Annotated in this window: 13 protein-coding genes and 1 pseudogene; 10 read left to right on the top strand and 4 right to left on the bottom strand. The window is 66.6% G+C overall.

The features are described 5' to 3' along the window. Positions 1 to 10: 10 nt before the first annotated feature. From QH276_RS26665 to QH276_RS26655, 3 genes are read right to left on the bottom strand one after another with little or no spacing between them, the layout of a single operon-like run. A complete protein-coding gene (locus QH276_RS26665) occupies positions 11 to 892 on the bottom strand; it encodes an ABC transporter permease (RefSeq protein WP_280397546.1) in 882 nt (293 codons plus the stop codon). After that, positions 885 to 1,715 carry an ABC transporter ATP-binding protein gene (locus QH276_RS26660; RefSeq protein ID WP_280397547.1) on the bottom strand — a complete coding sequence of 277 codons (831 nt, stop codon included), beginning with the start codon at positions 1,713 to 1,715 and terminating at the stop codon, positions 885 to 887. Before QH276_RS26660 ends, QH276_RS26665 begins: the two co-directional genes overlap by 8 nt. Then, positions 1,712 to 2,731 (bottom strand): ABC transporter substrate-binding protein, encoded by a 1,020-nt coding sequence (locus QH276_RS26655; protein WP_280397558.1) that lies wholly within the window; start codon positions 2,729 to 2,731, stop codon positions 1,712 to 1,714. The genes QH276_RS26660 and QH276_RS26655 overlap by 4 nt, the downstream gene beginning before the upstream one ends. 377 nt (positions 2,732 to 3,108) lie before the next feature. On the opposite strand from QH276_RS26655, the gene QH276_RS26650 reads away from it, so the two are divergent. The 3 genes from QH276_RS26650 (at position 3,109) to QH276_RS26640 (ending at position 7,124) form a co-directional block, all read left to right on the top strand. Then, complete coding sequence (locus QH276_RS26650) at positions 3,109 to 5,673, top strand: hypothetical protein (RefSeq protein ID WP_280397548.1); 2,565 nt, start codon at positions 3,109 to 3,111, stop codon at positions 5,671 to 5,673. Continuing rightward, positions 5,670 to 6,470 carry an ESX secretion-associated protein EspG gene (locus tag QH276_RS26645; protein WP_280397549.1) on the top strand — a complete coding sequence of 267 codons (801 nt, stop codon included), beginning with the start codon at positions 5,670 to 5,672 and terminating at the stop codon, positions 6,468 to 6,470. Before QH276_RS26650 ends, QH276_RS26645 begins: the two co-directional genes overlap by 4 nt. A gap of 255 nt (positions 6,471 to 6,725) precedes the next feature. Beyond that, positions 6,726 to 7,124, top strand: a complete 399-nt coding sequence (locus QH276_RS26640) for a DUF732 domain-containing protein (RefSeq protein WP_280397550.1) — start codon at positions 6,726 to 6,728, stop codon at positions 7,122 to 7,124. Between the two features lie 79 nt (positions 7,125 to 7,203). Here the strand turns inward: QH276_RS26640 and secA are convergent, their stop codons facing one another. After that, entirely contained in the window at positions 7,204 to 10,065 is a 2,862-nt protein-coding gene (gene secA / locus QH276_RS26635; RefSeq protein WP_280397551.1) for a preprotein translocase subunit SecA, read from the bottom strand. A gap of 297 nt (positions 10,066 to 10,362) precedes the next feature. Here secA and QH276_RS26630 point away from each other — a divergent pair, with 297 nt between their 5' ends. From QH276_RS26630 to QH276_RS26600, 7 genes and pseudogenes are all read left to right on the top strand, one after another. After that, positions 10,363 to 11,769 (top strand): WS/DGAT/MGAT family O-acyltransferase, encoded by a 1,407-nt coding sequence (locus QH276_RS26630; protein ID WP_280406935.1) that lies wholly within the window; start codon positions 10,363 to 10,365, stop codon positions 11,767 to 11,769. A gap of 10 nt (positions 11,770 to 11,779) precedes the next feature. Further along, positions 11,780 to 12,283 (top strand): DUF6912 family protein, encoded by a 504-nt coding sequence (locus QH276_RS26625; RefSeq protein WP_280397144.1) that lies wholly within the window; start codon positions 11,780 to 11,782, stop codon positions 12,281 to 12,283. Positions 12,284 to 12,417: 134 nt separating this feature from the next. Continuing rightward, positions 12,418 to 13,551: a ferredoxin reductase gene (locus QH276_RS26620; RefSeq protein WP_280397140.1), complete on the top strand. Its 1,134-nt coding sequence runs from the start codon at positions 12,418 to 12,420 to the stop codon at positions 13,549 to 13,551. 209 nt (positions 13,552 to 13,760) lie between these two features. After that, positions 13,761 to 15,134: a fatty acid desaturase family protein gene (locus QH276_RS26615; protein ID WP_280397139.1), complete on the top strand. Its 1,374-nt coding sequence runs from the start codon at positions 13,761 to 13,763 to the stop codon at positions 15,132 to 15,134. 218 nt (positions 15,135 to 15,352) lie between these two features. Continuing rightward, entirely contained in the window at positions 15,353 to 16,624 is a 1,272-nt protein-coding gene (locus QH276_RS26610; protein WP_280397138.1) for a fatty acid desaturase family protein, read from the top strand. 134 nt (positions 16,625 to 16,758) lie between these two features. After that, positions 16,759 to 17,391, top strand: a complete 633-nt coding sequence (gene bluB / locus QH276_RS26605; RefSeq protein ID WP_280397143.1) for a 5,6-dimethylbenzimidazole synthase — start codon at positions 16,759 to 16,761, stop codon at positions 17,389 to 17,391. Positions 17,392 to 17,435: 44 nt separating this feature from the next. Next, a pseudogene (locus tag QH276_RS26600) lies at positions 17,436 to 17,563 on the top strand (aldehyde dehydrogenase family protein); the annotation flags it as partial.

Below are 17,563 nucleotides of genomic sequence, written 5' to 3'. Positions count from 1 at the left end.
CAGGGTCTCTCTAGAGCGCCACACGCCAGCGCGAGAGCCGGCGTTCGGTGAATACGAGGATCGCGTTGAAGACCAGGCCGACCAGCGCGATGGCGATGATCCCGGCGTACATATCGGGAATCTGGAAATTGAGCTGCGCGGCGGTGATCAGATAACCCAGCCCGGCCTTCGCGCCGACCATCTCCGCGGCGATCAACACCAGGATCGAGGACGCCGCCGCCATCCGTAGACCGGTGAAGATGGTCGGCACCGCGGCCGGCAATACCACCTTGTACACGATCGCGAACTGCGAGAAGCCCAGTGAACGCGCGGATTTGATCAGCAGCGGGTCCACGGTGCGCACACCGGAGATGGTGTTCAGCAGCACCGGGAAGGCGCAGGCGTAGATCACCAGCGCGACCTTGGACGTCTCGCCGATACCGAGAATCAGGACGAACACCGGGAGCAGAGCCAGCGCCGCGGTATTGCGGAACAGTTCCAGCACCGGGTTGAGGAAATCGGCCACCGGCCGGTACCACGCGATCGCGACCCCCAGCGGTACCGCGAACGCGACCGCGATCACGAAACCGGTGAGCGCCCGGGACAAGCTGGTCGACACGTGCTCCCACAGCTGACCGTTACCGGCCAACCGGAAAAAGGTATCCGCCACCTCGGTGAACGGCGGCAGGAAAACCTTGTCCACCAGGCCGGCGCGCGGTGCCGCCTCCCAGAGCGCGAGGAACGCCAGGATCGCGACCGACGGTTTCGCCACCCGCCAGGCCAGCCCGCCGGCGCGCCGCCCCCAGCGCGGCGCGCTACCGCGGGCGGGAGCGGCGGGCCGGACGCGGGCGGGTCGCGATTCGGTGACCCGTGGTGCGCTGTGGAGAGCACCGGTGGCGAGTGCGCTAGACATACTGAACCTCTTCGGTGGTCGAGATATCGGCGAGTTCGAGGGTGCGGGCACGTTCGACCTCGTCGTGCAACAGCGACCAGATGCGGTGGCGCAGTGCGCGGAAGCCCGCGCCGGAACGGATATCGTCGGCCGTACGGTCGATATCGATATCGACGACGGTTTTGACCCGGCCGGGCCGGGAGGTGAGCACGGCGACCCGCTGCCCCAGGTAGATCGCCTCGTCGATCCCGTGTGTGATGAACAGGATCGTCTTACCGGTGCGTTCCCAGATGCCCAGCAGTTCGTCCTGTAGCGATTCCCGGGTCTGCGCGTCGAGCGCGGCGAACGGCTCGTCCATCAGCAGCACTTCCGGGTCGAACGCCAGGCTGCGCGCGATCGCGACCCGTTGTTTCATACCGCCGGACAGTTCGTGCGGATAGCGCTCGGCGAACCCCGCCAGACCCACCAGGTCCAGATAGTGCTCGGCGCGTTCCCGGCGCTCACCGCGCGGCACGCCTTTGGCCTCCAGCCCGAATTCGACATTACGGCGGGCGGTACGCCAGGGCAGCAACGCGTACTGCTGGAACACGATTCCGCGATCGAGTCCGGGTCCGGTGATCGGCTCCCCGTCGAGCAGGATCTGCCCGGAGGTAGGGGTGCTCAGACCGCCGAGCAGATCGAGCAAGGTGGATTTCCCGCACCCGCTGGGACCGACGAGGACCAGGAATTCACCGGCGGCGAGGTCGAGCGTGATGTCCTCGACAGCGGACAGCTCGGTCTTCTGTCCACGGATCGGGAACGTTTTGCTCACCTGAGCGAGGCGGAGTTTGGGTGTGCTGCTCATTTCTCACCGGCCGATGCTTGTCCGTCGGGGCCGCCGTCGGCGGGGTAGGTGCCGTTGGCGTAGGGGTTGTACTCGTTGGTGTAGAGATCCCGGGCAGCCAGTTCGCCCGCGCCGAGTTCGCCGTTGCGGACCAGCCAATCGATCCAGATCTGCAGCTCGCGCTCGGCGATCACCGCACCCGGCACCGGAACCCCCGAAGTACGCCAGTACTTGATGGCCTGATCGCTCTCGGTGCGCCCGCGCTTGTGGATGATGTCGAGGAAACGGGCGACCACTTCGTCACGCGGGCGGGTCTGGGTCCAGCGGATCGCGCGGGCCGTGCCCTGGACGAAATCGCGGACCGCTTCGGGGTTGGCGGCGATGAAATCGTCCCGCATCACATAGGTGCCGTAGCTGAACGCCCCGAAGAGGTCGCGGTCGGTGAACAGCGCGCGGATACCGCCGCGTTCGATGGCCACCTCGCGCTGGATACTGCCGAGCGTGGCCACATCGATCTGGCCCTCGCGCAGCGCCTGTTCGGTGTTCACCGGCGGTACCACGGTCAGCTGCACGGTCTTGATCTCCTCGGGCGTCAGGCCCTGCTGGGCGAGCCATTCCCGGGTGAGGAATTCGTGGTGCGCACCGAGGGTGTTCATCCCGACCTTCTTGCCGATGAGGTCGCGCGCCGAGCGGATCGGACTGTCCTCGAGCACGTAGTAGCCGGTGAAATCGCCCTCGTCGGCGCCGTAGGAGCTGAGTACCGAGGTGATGGGCGCGCCCGCGGCGTTCAGCTTGACCACCGCACCGTTGAACGCGGACCCGAACTCGATCTGCCCGGTGGCGGCGGACTGGATGTCCTGCGGTCCGCTGGTGGTATCGCCGACCCATTCCAGCTGGACATGCTCGAAGTAGCCGAGATCGGCGGCCAGTTCGTGGAACAGGACCTCTCCGGACCAACCCTGATACCGCAGCACGGTCTTACCGTCCGCGGTTCTGGCGGCCTCCCCGCCCGCACCACAGGCGCACAGCAGCAGCATTACGGCGGTGACCAGCGCGGTCCCCACCGACCTGAGCGGCCGGTTGCGCACTCGTGATTCCAGGCGTCCTGACATGGCTTCGATCCTTCGGCAGTGAGTGGACTGCCCGCCATGGTGCGGCCGCGGCAGGTAACTCTGAACCGTTTGCGTCACCACGAGTCGAACCCGCCGTGGCCGCCGGCGCACGCGTGAGACCGGGCCACCGGCTCCCCAGAACGCCCGCGGCATCGTCCGGAACAGGGATATCGTGTCGAATTTCCCTGTGCGCCATGGGAAGTTCAAAGTTCTGCGATGTAATCCGACAGGCGTGTCCGGCGCGTTCCCCGGGGTACCGGCGATGCGGGCCGGCCCGGTTTCCGAAGGGAAGGTCAGTTCCGATGGTTCAAGAGCCGGGCACCTGGGCCGGTTTGAAACAGGACGCGTCGCAGGACCTCCTGTATTTCGACCCCGCCGCCGCGGTGACCGGCGCGGAAGCCGCCGGACGGATGGTCGATCAGATGCTCGCGATGCGCGCCGCCATCGACGATTTCTATATGGACGAGCTGGGCAATTTCACCGGCGGAATCCTGACCTCGGGCCAGAAGCTCGCGGAGATCTACAACCGGCGCGCCGACCGGCTGTCCACGGTATTGCAGGACCACGCGAATATCGGCACCGAGATGGCGAACGCGTTCGTGCAGGCCGGGCTGTACTATCGCCGGACCGAGAACCAGAACACCGACGAGATCACGAAACTCATGGAGTTCCGGGTACCGGTCGTGCCGACCGGGGAGATCCCGAAGGTGTACGGAGACGGTCCCGACTACGACCCCGCACAGCACCCGGAGGGCACGCTGGTCGACGCGGGCCGCCCGGGATTACAGGACGACTATCGTTCCCTGCCCGCCTCCGCGGTACCCGACGTACTGCAGCGCTACATCGGCCGCCAGGAATCGATATCGCCGGATGTAGTCCAGCTCGAGAACAGCGCGGCACTCGGTTTCCCCCAATTCCGCGGTCTGGCGGACAACCTGCCCTGGGGCATTTTCGTGCTGGCCGCGATGCGGCAGCGGTGGTGGCAACTCGCCTCCCATACGAAAACCGAACTGGAGAAGTTCGAGACCGCCATCGAGAGCATCCAGGACAAATGGCGGGGCCAGGCCGCGGACCGTGCGCGGACGGCCACCAAGAACTACGTGGATTCCATCGCCCCGCTGTGGAATTCCATGTTCTCGATGAGCGAGAACATGTTCTATACTGCGGAGTGGCTGCGCCGCACCCAGATCTCCATGCCGCAGCAGGATTTCACCTTCGACAGCGCTTCGGTGGAACAAGCGGTCCTCCAGCGCTATCGCGAGGAGTGGGAGAAGCACTACGCCGAGGGTATGCGCAACACGCTCCGGGAAATGCCGGTGATCGAAGGCCCCATCGCCGAGCCCGCACCCCCGCCTCCCCCGCCGCCGGCCGACCAGAACAACGATCCGAACAACAACCAGAACCCGAACAACAACCCCGGTAACGGCGGTAACGGCAACGGGGGCAACGGCAACGGCAACGGCAACGGCAACCAGGGTCCCGGGGAAAAGACGTATCAGGAAGGGTACGACGAAGGCTACGACCAAGGGTTCGAGGACGGTCAGAACCAGAACGGCCAAGGCAGCGGGTCGGGCGACGGCCAAGGCTCCGGCGACGGGCAAGGCAGTGGCTCGAGCGGCGGGCAGAACGGCGGCTCGGGTGGCGGCGAGGGGCAAGGCCAAGGCGGGAGCGCGGGCCAAGGGCAAGGCGAAGGGCAGGGCCAAGGGTCCGGCGGGCAGAGCGGCGGCTCGGGCGGCGGGCAGACACCCGAGGTGCCCAGCTACGACCAGGCCGAATACGGATCCGGCGAGTCGACGCCCACCCCCGAGTCCACCGGCGGGTCCGGGGGAACAGGCGGCGGAACCACACCCACGGTGCCCTCGGTCCCGCCCGCGGAAACCCCGGGACAGAACACGCCGGGCGAAAACACCCCGGGCGGGAGTACACCGGGCGAAAACACTCCGGGCGGCAGCACTCCGGTGCCCGGTACCACCATGCCGAAGAACCCCACAGCGGCCGATATTCTCTCCAAACTCACCGGCATCCCGAAGTCGCTGCTACCCGACGCGCTGAAGAACCTGCCGATCACCGGCAAGGACGGCGCGCCACCCACCCTCGCCGACGCGTTGTCGAAGATCACCGGTATCCCCGTCGACCAGATGCCGGCGGAGTTGCACGACACTCCGCTGGAAGCGCTGTACGAGCCGGACTCGCCGTACGGCGCAGTCGAGACCCTGTTCGGGGCATTCGGTGCGGACATCACGCCCGCGGGAGACGCCGAGGGAAAAACCGACCCGGAATCGGCGATCTCGGCACTGCTCGGCGGTACACCGGACGCGGCGGGCACCGGTTCGGCCCCCGGCCAGCAGCAGAACATCCTCGACCGGCTCACGAATATGCTGACCCAGGGCATCCAGGCCTTCACCCAGTCCGGCGCCACGATTCCCGGACTGGATCAGTTCGGGCATATGCTCGACCCCAGCCAGCTACAGCAGCATCTGGAGCAGCTGCTGGATCCCCGGAAACTCGATCCGGCCGCGGGACTCGGCGGCGGTGGCGGAGCAGGTGGCGGAGCAGGCGTTCCCGCGGCGGAATCCGAGCCGCTGGCGCCCTATCCGGGCACGAAACCGAGTCCGTTCCCGCGGGCAACGCTGGCCGGACCGGAGCTCGCGCCGGCCGGCTTCCCGGGGATATCCGCCGGTTCGCATACCGGGGGCGGGTCGCCCGGTATGCCGATGATGGGGGCGCCCGCGGCGGGCGCGGGTGCCGCCAATACCTCCGGGCACAGCAACAACCACGCGCCGGCGGAGTTCTTGGTGTCCCGGGACAACCTCGACGAGGTCTTCGATGATTCCCCGGCCAAGGTCCGGCCGGTGATCGAACAGTGAATCCCACCTGGGAACTGACCGATCTCGAGTTCGTCCTCCTGTGTGAGGAACACGGGACCACCGAACTGCCGATCCCGTTCACCTTCACCAGCCGGACCTGGCTGGCGGCGGACTTCCGGCGGGAGCGCGCGGAAACCTTACGCGGCCTGCGGGACCGCAACGATTCCGATCTGGAGGCGGTGGCCGATGCCATCTCCCGGCCGGATGTCACCATCGTTGCGCAATCCTGGGACGAGCAGAAGCCGGAGGATCCGGCAGGCTGGACTCGGATCCACGCCGTGCGGCAACGCGCGCGCGGTTTCGTGATCACCCAGCGGCCCGGCGAGACAGTCTGGCACAGTGGCGGTTTCGATATATCGGCCTGCGATCCGCACGCACTCCCCGAAGCCGTACTGGCGCTCCTGCCCCAGACCACGGCGGGCCGCATGCGCCAGATCACGCTGGTCGATCCCGAGACCGAATCCGATGCCCGGCCGTTCGTGCCGCTGATCAGCGACGACGAGGAACCCGAGGACGACGAGGCGCAACGCAGCGAAGCATTCCTGAACACACCCGCCACCGCGACCGGGCTGGTGCGGGTCTTCCAGGGCCGCTCCATGTTCGGGCCGCGCGGACGGGTCGAGATGGGGCTGCGCTGGCGGGATCTGCCCGGCGACGGGCGCTACATCATTCCGCTCTCCGACGACGACGTCCAGGTGGCGACCGGGATGGGCACCAAGGGAATGGTCGAGTGGGTGCAGGAGCAGGTCGGCGAGGTATTGCTGCGCCTGGACCGGAATCTGGAACACGAGGAGTGAACCGGGCCGGGCCGGCGGGTTCGCCGCCGGCCCGGAATGCGCGCGCGCCGCGCCGTGCGGCGCCCGGTCCGGACCTTGTTCCGGTGGTTCTGCGCCGAACAGCAAACCGCCGGCATCGATTCCGGATACGATGCCCGCGCATCGATGCATCACCGTGCATAACCCCTCGATACGACCCTCCGGGTCCACGTTCGGCGGATATCTGTGTAAGACAGCTCTTCCCATCCCGCATGTCTCTCGAGCACAGAAGGAACGATGTTCAGAACAGTGATCATCAGCGCGGCCGCGGTCGCGCTCGTGTTCGGCGGCTCCCCGGCCCTGTGGGCACATCCTCATGCCGGGCCCGCCCGGTCCGGCGCTGCGGACACCACCGGCACGCACAACCCGGCCGGAAAGGACGATTCCGTCGCCCAGCTCCCGTTCCCCGATCGAGAATTCCTCCGGGCCAGCGCATTCGACGACGAACCGCGCCCGGTCCAGGACGGGGCCATCGCCCTGGCCCATGCCCAATGCGAATACCTCGACGCCGCCGGTAATACCGCGGCGAACCGCACCTACCTCGCCGAGGAGGCACGTCCGCTCGTGGAGTATCCCTACCTTTTCCTGGACGCGGCGATCCGCGCCTACTGTCCGCGGCATACCGTCGTGAACTGAACGCCCCGGTACAGCGGGTCACCGCACGAAAACGGCGGCGCCCCACCGCGCTGGTGGGACGCCGCCGTCACGGCCCGGATCAGTGCTTGCGGCGGGACTTCGGTCCCTTGCCCTGCTTGGTCTGCGCGCGGGCCGCATCGCGACGCTGGCGCCGGGTCCCCTGTGGCTGGGTCTCGGAACCGTCGGAACCGTATTCCTCGGCGTCGCTGTGCACGGCCGTGGCGCCACCTTCGGCCGGCCCCGAATAGCTCAGTCCACGCGGACCCGACTGGTCGATACCGCGGGCGCGCAGCGCCGGCGGGGCACCGTTGAGAATCGGCAGTTTCTCGGTGGGATACTGGCTCTCCGGCGGCACCGGCTGCGCCCCCGCACCCACCGGCGACCGCAGACCGCCCTGGACCTGCACGCCCTCGGGCTGCGGCTGCTGGACCTCCACCTGGACGTTGAACAGGATGCCGACGGCGTCCTCCTTCAACCCTTCCAGCATGTTGGCGAACATATCGAAGCCCTCGCGCTGGTACTCGACCAGCGGGTCGCGCTGCGCCATCGCACGCAGGCCGATGCCCTCCTTGAGATAGTCCATCTCGTAGAGGTGTTCACGCCATTTGCGGTCCAGTACCGACAGCAGCACCTGACGTTCCAGTGTGCGCATACTGCCCTCACCGGCCAGCCCGTCGATCTCCGCCTCGCGCTGTGCGTAGGCGGCGTGCGCGTCGTCGAGCAGGGCGTCCAGCAGTTCCTCGCGGGTGAGTTCGCCGGCCTCGCCGACCTCGGTCTCACCGGCGAGATCCTGGTGCTTCAGGCTCACCGGGTACAGGGTTTTCAGCGCGCTCCACAGGGTGTCCAGATCCCAGTCCTCCACATAGCCCTCGGCGGTGGCGCCGTTGACGTACGCGGTGATCACATCGGTGATCATGCTCTGGACCTGGCCCTCCATATCCTCGCCGCGCAGGATCCGGTTGCGCTCGTTGTAGATGACGGTGCGCTGCTGGTTCATCACCTCGTCGTACTTGAGCACGTTCTTGCGGATCTCGAAGTTCTGCTGCTCGACCTGCGTCTGCGCGCTCTTGATGGCCTTGGAGACCATCTTCGCCTCGATCGGCACATCGTCGGGCAGGTTGAGCCGGGTCATGATCGACTCCAGCGCCGCGCCGTTGAACCGCCGCATGAGCTCGTCACCGAGGGACAGATAGAACCGCGATTCACCCGGGTCGCCCTGTCGGCCCGACCGGCCGCGCAGCTGGTTGTCGATACGCCGCGAATCGTGGCGTTCGGTGCCCAGCACGTAGAGACCGCCGGCCTCCTTCACCGCTTCGGCGTCCTCGGCGACCTGCTTCTTGACCTTCTCCAGAGCGTGGAACCAGTTGGCCTGATACTCCTCGGGCGTATTCACCGGGTCCAGGCCCTGCTGGCGCAGCAGGGTGTCGGTGATGATGTCCGGGTTGCCGCCGAGCACGATATCGGTACCGCGACCGGCCATATTGGTCGCGACGGTCACCGCACCGGGCCGGCCGGCCTCCGCGATGATCTGCGCTTCCTTCTCGTGGAACTTCGCGTTGAGCACATTGTGCGCCACACCGCGCTTGGTGAGCTGTTTGGACAGGTATTCCGAACGGTCCACGCTGGTGGTACCGATGAGCACCGGCTGGCCGGCCTCGTGCCGTTCGACCACATCGTCGACCACGGCGTTGAACTTCGCCTCTTCGGTCTTGTAGATGAGATCGGCCTGGTCCTGCCGCACCATCGGCCGGTTGGTCGGGATCGGGATGACGCCCAGGTTGTAGATCTGGTGCAGCTCGGCCGCCTCGGTTTCGGCGGTACCGGTCATACCCGACAGCTTGTCGTAGAGGCGGAAGTAATTCTGCAGGGTGATGGTGGCCAGAGTCTGGTTCTCCGGCTGGATCTCGACCTCTTCCTTGGCCTCGATCGCCTGGTGCATTCCCTCGTTGTAACGGCGGCCGACCAGGATACGTCCGGTGAACTCGTCGACGATGATCACCTCGCCGTCGCGGACGATGTAGTCCTTGTCCCGGGTGTAGAGCTCCTTGGCCTTGATGGCGTTGTTCAGGTAGCTCACCAGCGGCGAGTTGGCGGCCTCGTACAGATTGTCGATACCGAGCTGATCCTCGACGAACTCCACCCCGGCTTCGTGCACGCCGATGGTCCGTTTCTTGATATCGACCTCGTAGTGCAGATCCTTTTTCAGCAACGGCGCAATTCGGGCGAATTCCGCATACCACTTACTCGAGGCGTCGGCCGGACCGGAGATGATGAGCGGGGTGCGGGCCTCGTCGATAAGAATCGAGTCGACCTCGTCGACCACGGCGAAATTGTGGCCGCGCTGGACGAGATCGTCCAGCGAATGGGTCATATTGTCGCGCAGATAGTCGAAGCCGAATTCGTTGTTGGTGCCGTAGGTGATATCGGCGTTGTAGGCCTCACGCCGCTGCGCCGGGGTCATCCCGGCCAGGATCGCGCCCACCCGCAGACCGAGGAAACGGTGCACCCGGCCCATCCACTCGGAGTCACGTTTGGCCAGGTAGTCGTTGGTGGTGACGATATGCACGCCGTCGCCGCCGATTGCGTTCAGATAGGCGGGCAGCACCGAGGTGAGGGTCTTACCCTCACCGGTCTTCATTTCCGCGATATTGCCCAGGTGCAGGGCCGCGCCGCCCATGATCTGCACCTTGTAGTGCTTCTGCTGCAGCACCCGCCACGAGGCCTCGCGGGCCACCGCGAACGCCTCCAGTAGCAGGTCGTCGAGGGTTTCACCGTCGGCGTAGCGCTCCCGGAACTCGTCGGTTTTGTCCTGTAGCTCGGCGTCGGTGAGCGAGGAGTACTCGTCCTCGAGCCGGATCACCTCGTCGGCGAGATGGGAGAGACGCTTGACCATGCGACCCTCACCAAAACGTAGCAACCTCGTCAGTGTCAGCGCAGGCACGAGTCTCGTCAGTCCTCTGGGTCGGTTTCGGCTCCGATGTTCACGGCTGCGCCGCCCGCGGATGGGCGCGCGTAGCCGCAGCTTGCTTCATGGTAATGCGGCTCCCATGGTAGGCGCCGTCGCGCACCCGCCCACCGCGCCCGGCGTCACATTTCCGCCAGTAGCCCGTATACCGGCACAGGACCGGACACAAGCACCAGAATTCGGTATCGGAAAATCCACACAATAGTGCGGGAACGCCTGCCGACTGGTCACAATGGAGTCCGGATTCCGGACTCCGAAGGGGCAGACACCAGCGTGATAGCCAGGCTGACACCGCAGGACGCCGACTTCTTCCGGCTGGAATCGACCACTCACCCGGTACATATCGGTTCGCTGATCGTCCTGGACAACTCCGCCGGCGACGATCGGTTGCTCGACTACCCGGCGCTGGTCGATCTGGTCGAAGCCCGGCTGCCGCTGGTTCCCCGGTACCGGCGCAAGGTGCGCGAGGTCCCCCTCTCGCTGGGCCGGCCGGTATGGGTCGAGGACAGCCGGCTCGATATCACCTATCACATCCGCCGTTCCGCACTGCCGTCGCCGGGGAGCGACGACCAACTGCACGAGCTGGTGGCCCGGCTGGGCTCACGTCCTCTGGACCCGTCCCGGCCGCTGTGGGAGATATACCTGATCGAGGGCCTGTCCGGCGGGCGCTGCGCCCTCTACATCAAGTCCCACGCCGCCCTGGTCGACGGCGACGCGGCCTTGGAGATCGGGCATGTACTCGCCGATGCCGCCGAATCTCCCCGCGAAATCGCCGACGACCGGTGGCACCCCGGCCGCGAACCCAGCGATACCGATCTACTACTGGGAGCGCTCGGGCATCTCGCCGCGCAACCGGCGTCGGTGGTCGAGGTGCTGCGAGAGGCCGGCGCGAACGCGGCCGGGCTGGTCGGCGCGGCGGGCCGGACGCTGGACACGGTCGCGGCGACGGTGCGCTCGATGGCCAGCGGCACCCCGGACAGCCCGCTGAACGCCCGCACCTGCCGGCAGCGCCGGTTCGCCACCGCGGTGACCGATCTGGCCGACTACAAACGCGTGCACGAACAGGCCGGATGCACGATCAACGATGTGGTGCTCGCCGTGGTGACCGGGGCGCTGCGCAACTGGTTGCTCTCCCGCAACAAGGGGCTGACCGAATCGACCGTACTGCGCGCCGTGGTCCCGATATCGGGCTACGGCGGCGAACCGCGTACCGGGCGCACGCTGCCCAGCGAGATCACACCCCTGCTGATCGACCTGCCGGTGGGCGAGCCGAGCCCGGTGATGCGGTTGTCGCATATCGCCCACGCGACCTCCGACGACGGCCGGCAGCGGCATGCGGTGCGCGCCCGTACGCTGGTGCATCTGGCCGGGTTCGCACCCGCCAGCCTGCACGCGATGAGCGTGCGGGCGGCGAGTACGTTCGCAGACCATACGTTCAATGTGGTGATCACCAACGCGCCGGGCCCGCAGACGCCCATGTTCGTCGGCGGTGCGCGGATGCTGGAGATGTACCCGGTTTCGCCGCTGCTGCGCAACCAGGCCACGAGTATCGGGATCTCGTCCTACGACGGGCAGATCTACTACGGACTCAACGCCGACCGCGAGGCGATGGCCGATATCGGGGTGCTGGCCGCGTCGGTGCCCGAATCGATGGAGGAGTTACTCGGTGCCTGCCTCTGACCGCAAGACCATGCGCGTGTACGTCCCGGCCACCGTGGCCATGCTGCGGGAACTCGTGGACAAACGCGAACTGCACGCGGTGGGCGGGACGGCCTTCGCCCTCACTCCCGCCTTGCGCGAGGCCTACGCCTCGGGCGACGACGAGGAACTCGCGGAGGCCGCCATGGCGGAGGCCGCGCGCGCCTCGCTGCGCCTGCTCGCCGACGAGATCCACAGTTCCTCGGCCCCCATGTACCGGCGCGCGGTGATCGCGGTCGATGTCACCGGTGCGACCCTGCGCCCGGATCTCGACGACGCGGTCGTCAAACTGGACGGCCCGATCGAGTACACCCGGGTCGGCTCGGTCCATATGGATCTGGCCGAGGCCGAGGCCGACGTGGCGAAGGCCGTAGAGGTCATCGACGCCGCCGACCTCGGCGACGAGGATGCCGAGTTCGTCCTGGGCGATGCCGAAGATCACCAGCTCGCCTGGTATGCCACCCAGGAGCTGCCCTTCCTGCTCGAGCTGCTGTGAGGCACCGGCCGCGTCCGGAATGAGCCGGCGATCGTTGTGACGGCGCACGAACCCCGCCCAACCTACGATGCCGTAACCTGTGGGCAGGCGGTCGCCGCGGGTGGCCACGACGACAGAAGGACGACACGGCAGCGATGTTTCTCGAGAATGTCCGGGAGTGGCTGGAAGCTCCGGCGGCCCAGGTGGCCGAACGCGGTGGACGGCTCAATGTGCTGCGCGGGGCGGTCGCCCGCGCGACCACCCCGTTGCTGCCCGACGACTACCTGCATCTGGCGAACCCGCTGTGGTCGGCGCGGGAACTGCGGGGCCGCGTGGTCGATGTCCGCAAGGAGACCGCCGATTCGGCCACCCTGGTGATCAAACCGGGCTGGGGTTTCGATTTCCGCTACGAACCCGGCCAGTACATCGGTATCGGCATCCTGGTCGACGGCCGCTGGCATTGGCGGTCGTATTCGCTCACCAGCCCGCCCGACTGGAACGACCCGCGTTACGGCAAGAAGGTCATCGCCATCGCCGTCAAAGCGATGCCGGAGGGATTCCTGTCCAGTCACCTCGTCAACGGCGTGACTCCCGGCACCGTTGTCCGGCTGGCCGCCCCGCAGGGGGCGTTCGTGCTGCCGTCGCCCCCGCCGGCCAAGGTGCTGTTCCTCACCGCCGGATCCGGAATCACGCCCGTCATGTCCATGCTGCGCGCCTTGGACCGCCGCGATTCGGTCACCGATGTGGTGCATATCCACTCCGCACGCACCGCCGAGGAAGTCATGTTCGCCGGGGAACTCGAGGAGCTGCACCGGCGGCATCCGGGGTTCGTCTCGCATATCCATCTCACCGCGGAAAAGGGCAAATTCGCCCCGGCCGCGCTCGACCAGCTGTACCCGGACTGGCGGGAACGCCAGACCTGGGCGTGCGGGCCCCTCGGCATGCTCGACGAGATCGAGAAACATTGGCACGGAGCCGGTCTCGGCAACGCACTGCATGTGGAGCGCTTCGAGGTGGAACGTTCGGCGACCACCGAGGGCGGCACCGTCACCTTCGGTAAAACCGGCCGCACCGTCACCGTCGACGGCGCCACCACGCTGCTGGAAGCCGGTGAATCCGCCGGTGTTCAGCTGCCGTTCGGCTGCCGGATGGGCATCTGCCAGACCTGTGTGGTCACCTTGAGTGCGGGACATGCCCGCGATCTGCGCAACGGCACCGAACGGTTCGAAGGGGAAAAGGTGCAGACCTGTATCTCCGCCGCGGCAGGCGACTGCACTCTCGACGTCTGAGCCTGCCGGGCCGCCACCGGTCGCGGGTATTCTCGGGGTGAACCGTGGGCTGCTCGGCCGAGCAGGACAGATCACGGTGACGTGTTCGCGGTTGCTGTCCGGCACGGACCGGCAGTGTGGCCGACGAGTCGGCAGGCGAGCGCGCACGGCCGGAGACGCGGCGGCGCCCGCGCTCGTCCTTACCTATCGCGCCTACAGAAGGGACGCCGGTGGCCATCACCGACATCAGGGCCTTTGCCCACCTCACCGATACCGATGTCGAGACGCTGGGTCAGGAACTCGACGGTATCCGCCGGTCGGTCGAGCAGTCCCTCGGTGAACGCGATGCCCGCTATATCCGCCGCACCATCGCCGCCCAGCGCGGCCTGGAGATCGCGGCCCGGGCAGTGCTGTTCGGTAGCCGCAACCGCTGGGCCTGGCTGGCCGGCACGGCGATGCTGTCGGTCGCCAAGATCATCGAGAACATGGAGCTGGGGCACAACATCAGCCACGGCCAGTGGGATTGGATGAACGATCCGGAAATCCACTCCACGAACTGGGAGTGGGATATGACCGGGCCGTCGGCGCAGTGGCGGCGGGCACACAACTACTCCCACCACACCTACACCAATGTCCTCGGACGCGACGAGGATCTCGGTTTCGGCATCCTGCGGATGACCCGCGACGAGCAGTGGCGGCCCATCCACCTGGTGCAGCCGCTGGCCAATATCGTGCTGGCGGCGGCCTTCGAATGGGGTATCGCGCTGCACGACTGGAAGATCGAGAAACAACTTTCCGGCGTGCCCCGGTTCCAGCTCGGCTCCGAACCGAACAAACTGTTCGGTCGCAAGATCGTGCGGCAGGTCGCCAAGGATTTCCTGATCTACCCGGCACTCACCGGGCCCGCGTTCACCGCCACCCTGAAGGCCAATGCCACCGCGAACCTGGTCCGCAACCTGTGGGCCTACGCGGTCATCTTCTGCGGCCACTTCCCCGACGGCGCGGAGAAGTTCACCGAGGAACAGCTCGCGGGTGAAACCCGCGGCGAATGGTATTTGCGACAGATGCTGGGGAGCGCGAATTTCTCCGCGGGGCCGGCGATGGGCTTCATGAGCGGCAATCTGAGCTACCAGATCGAACACCATCTCTTCCCCGATCTGCCGAGCAACCGCTATCCGGAGGTCGCGGTGGCGGTGCGCGCACTGTGCGAGAAATACGATCTGCCGTATACCACCGGCTCGCTGGGCAAGCAGTATCTCCTGGCTTTCCGCACCATCCACAAACTGGCCCTGCCCGACCGGTTCCTGCGCCGTACCGCCGACGACGCTCCGGAGACCTCCTCGGAACGGAAATTCGCCGGGCTCACGGCGCCGGGTGCCGAACACCGGCCGTGGAGTATCGACCCGGCCACCGGGAAGCGGCGCGGTTTGAAATCGGCCCTGCACGAGGCGAAGGTCGCGCTGCGGGCCAAGGCTCAGCAGGAAAAGGAGATGTTGCGGGCCGCCCAGCGTTCGGTTCGGGAGAAGGCCCGGCAGGAAAGAGAACTGCTGCGGCGGGCCCGGCATGCGCTGCGGAAGGCGAATACGGCGCAGCCGGCCGGCTGAATCCGGCTCGCGCCGGGAACTCGCCGCGCGAAAGTTCGCTGCGGGTTGTAATGTGCGCGCGGAAGCAGCCGATCATGTGTTGGAACTCCGGGAGTGACCCACGCCATCGGCGGGTCCGCAATAGCACCCCGTTTTGGGACCTGCAATAGGGTGCACACCACATTTTCTGCCAATATCTCCAAACCTACGGTGGCGTAACTTACGGTAGTGTAGCCCGCATGGCTATATCGGATGTCAAGGAATACGCGCACCTCACCGAGGCGGATGTGGAAGCGCTCGGAGCAGAGTTCGACGCGATTCGCCGAGACATCGAATCGACACGCGGCGAGCGCGACGCCCGATACATCCGCAACGTCATCCGGTTGCAGCGTGCCCTCGAATTCAGTGGTCGCACCGTTCTGTTCGCCAGTTTCCTGCCCCCCGCCTGGTTCGCCGGCGTGGCCTTGCTGAGCACCGCCAAGATCATCGAGAACATGGAGATCGGGCACAACGTGATGCACGGGCAGTGGGACTGGATGAACGATCCGGAAATCCACTCCACCCACTGGGAATGGGATAACGCCGGCGCGGCCAAGCACTGGAAACACACCCACAACTACCTGCACCACAAGTACACCAACGTGCTCGGCATGGACGACGATATCGGCTACGGCCTGCTGCGGGTCACCCGTGATCAGCGCTGGAAGCCGTTCAATATCGGCAACCCGGTGTACAACCTCATCCTGCAGTCGCTCTTCGAGTACGGGGTCGCGATCCAGCACCTGGAACTCGGCAAGGTCGCGGCCGGGAAGGTGAAACCCGGAACGCCGGAACGCGCCGAATTCGACCGGAAGGTCGACGAGGCACTGGCGAAGATGAAGAAGCAGGCGCTCAAGGACTACGTGGTCTTCCCGCTGCTGACGGGCCCGTCCTTCTTCCACACCCTCACCGCCAATTTCGCCGCGAACGTGATCCGCAATATCTGGTCCAATGCCGTGATCTTCTGCGGTCACTTCCCCGACGGCGCCGAGAAGTTCACCAAGGCCGATATCGACAACGAGAGCCAGGCGCAGTGGTACCTGCGGCAGATGCTGGGCAGCGCCAATATCTCCGGCGGCAAGCTCATGCATTTCATGACCGGTAATCTCAGCCACCAGATCGAGCATCACCTCTTCCCGGATCTGCCCAGTAACCGGTATGCCGAGGTCGCTGTCCGGGTGCGCGAACTGTGCGATAAGTACGACCTGCCGTACACCACCGGTTCGCTGCCCGTCCAGTACTTCAAAGCGTGGCGGACGATCCTCAAACTGTCGTTGCCGAACAAATACCTCCGGCACACCGCCGACGACGCCCCGGAAACGGCTTCGGAGCGCAAATTCAACGGCCGGGCCGTCGCCACCATCGACCCGGTGACCGGCAAGCGGCGCGGCCTGCGCACCGCGATCGCCGAGGGCCGGCGCCGGTTCTCCCGGCGTTCCCCCGCACCCGTGCCCGCCGCGCCGGCGCACTGACACCCGGCGGTTTGCGCTCGCCGGTGGCGGCCCGCATAGAGACCTCCATGCGGGCCGCCACCATTGTTCGGAGCGGCGAACCGGTCCGGCGGGCCCGGCACACCATAGATACTGATGCGGTGGGTGCTGCGGAGATGAGTGTGTACGAGGCGATCAGGACGCGGCGTGATGTCCGGGCCGAGTTCACCGGGGAAGTGGTCGACGACGCCGTCCTGTGGCGGATTCTCGAGGCGGCGCATTGCGCGCCGAGCGTCGGAAATTCGCAGCCGTGGGATTTCGTACTCGTGCGCAACCGTGCCACGCTGCGGAAGTTCGCGGCCCACGTGGCGGAGAAGCGCCTCGAGTTCGCCCGGTCGTTACCGGCCGACCGGGCGCGCACCTTCGATCCGATCAAGATCGAGGGGATCGAGGAGAGCGGAACCGGGATCGTGGTGGTCCACGACGACGCCCGCGGCGGGCCGCATATCCTCGGCCGCGCCACCGTCGCCGAAACCGGCGTGTACTCCACTGTTCTCGCGATCCAGAATCTGTGGCTGGCCGCGACCGCGGAACAGGTCGGCGTCGGATGGGTGTCGTTCTACGACGCGCCGTTCCTGGCCGGCCTCATCGGCCTGCCCACCGGTATCCGGCCGGTGGCCTGGCTCTGTATCGGCCCGGTGAGCGAGTTCCAGCGGGTACCCGACCTCGAGCGTTTCGGCTGGCGTGATCGGCGGCCCCTGGACCGGGCGGTGCATTACGAGAGCTACACCGAGGACCGGACACAGTGACGAACCGGGCGGCCCGGGGATAGGGCCGGCCGGGGGGGGTGGCAGCCGTGGGCGTGGTCGGGGCGATCACACCGTGGAACTTCCCGCACCAGATCAATTTCGCGAAACTGGGTCCGGCGCTGGCCGCGGGCAACACGATCGTGCTCAAACCCGCGCCCGACACCCCTTGGTG

Source organism: Nocardia carnea (assembly GCF_029869215.1).
Classification (GTDB): Bacteria; Actinomycetota; Actinomycetes; order Mycobacteriales; family Mycobacteriaceae; genus Nocardia; species Nocardia carnea_B.
This window is presented reverse-complemented; position numbering and strand designations above follow the sequence as displayed.

What these genes read in the sequence shown, in the direction of transcription:
- QH276_RS26660 (WP_280397547.1), bottom strand. Translation starts at nt 1,715, where the DNA reads ATGAGCAGCACACCCAAACTCCGCCTCGCTCAGGTGAGCAAAACGTTC.
- bluB (WP_280397143.1), top strand. Translation starts at nt 16,759, where the DNA reads ATGAGTGTGTACGAGGCGATCAGGACGCGGCGTGATGTCCGGGCCGAG.
- QH276_RS26625 (WP_280397144.1), top strand. Translation starts at nt 11,780, where the DNA reads ATGCGCGTGTACGTCCCGGCCACCGTGGCCATGCTGCGGGAACTCGTG.
- QH276_RS26620 (WP_280397140.1), top strand. Translation starts at nt 12,418, where the DNA reads ATGTTTCTCGAGAATGTCCGGGAGTGGCTGGAAGCTCCGGCGGCCCAG.
- QH276_RS26655 (WP_280397558.1), bottom strand. Translation starts at nt 2,731, where the DNA reads ATGCTGCTGCTGTGCGCCTGTGGTGCGGGCGGGGAGGCCGCCAGAACC.
- QH276_RS26640 (WP_280397550.1), top strand. Translation starts at nt 6,726, where the DNA reads ATGTTCAGAACAGTGATCATCAGCGCGGCCGCGGTCGCGCTCGTGTTC.
- QH276_RS26650 (WP_280397548.1), top strand. Translation starts at nt 3,109, where the DNA reads ATGGTTCAAGAGCCGGGCACCTGGGCCGGTTTGAAACAGGACGCGTCG.
- QH276_RS26610 (WP_280397138.1), top strand. Translation starts at nt 15,353, where the DNA reads ATGGCTATATCGGATGTCAAGGAATACGCGCACCTCACCGAGGCGGAT.
- QH276_RS26665 (WP_280397546.1), bottom strand. Translation starts at nt 892, where the DNA reads ATGTCTAGCGCACTCGCCACCGGTGCTCTCCACAGCGCACCACGGGTC.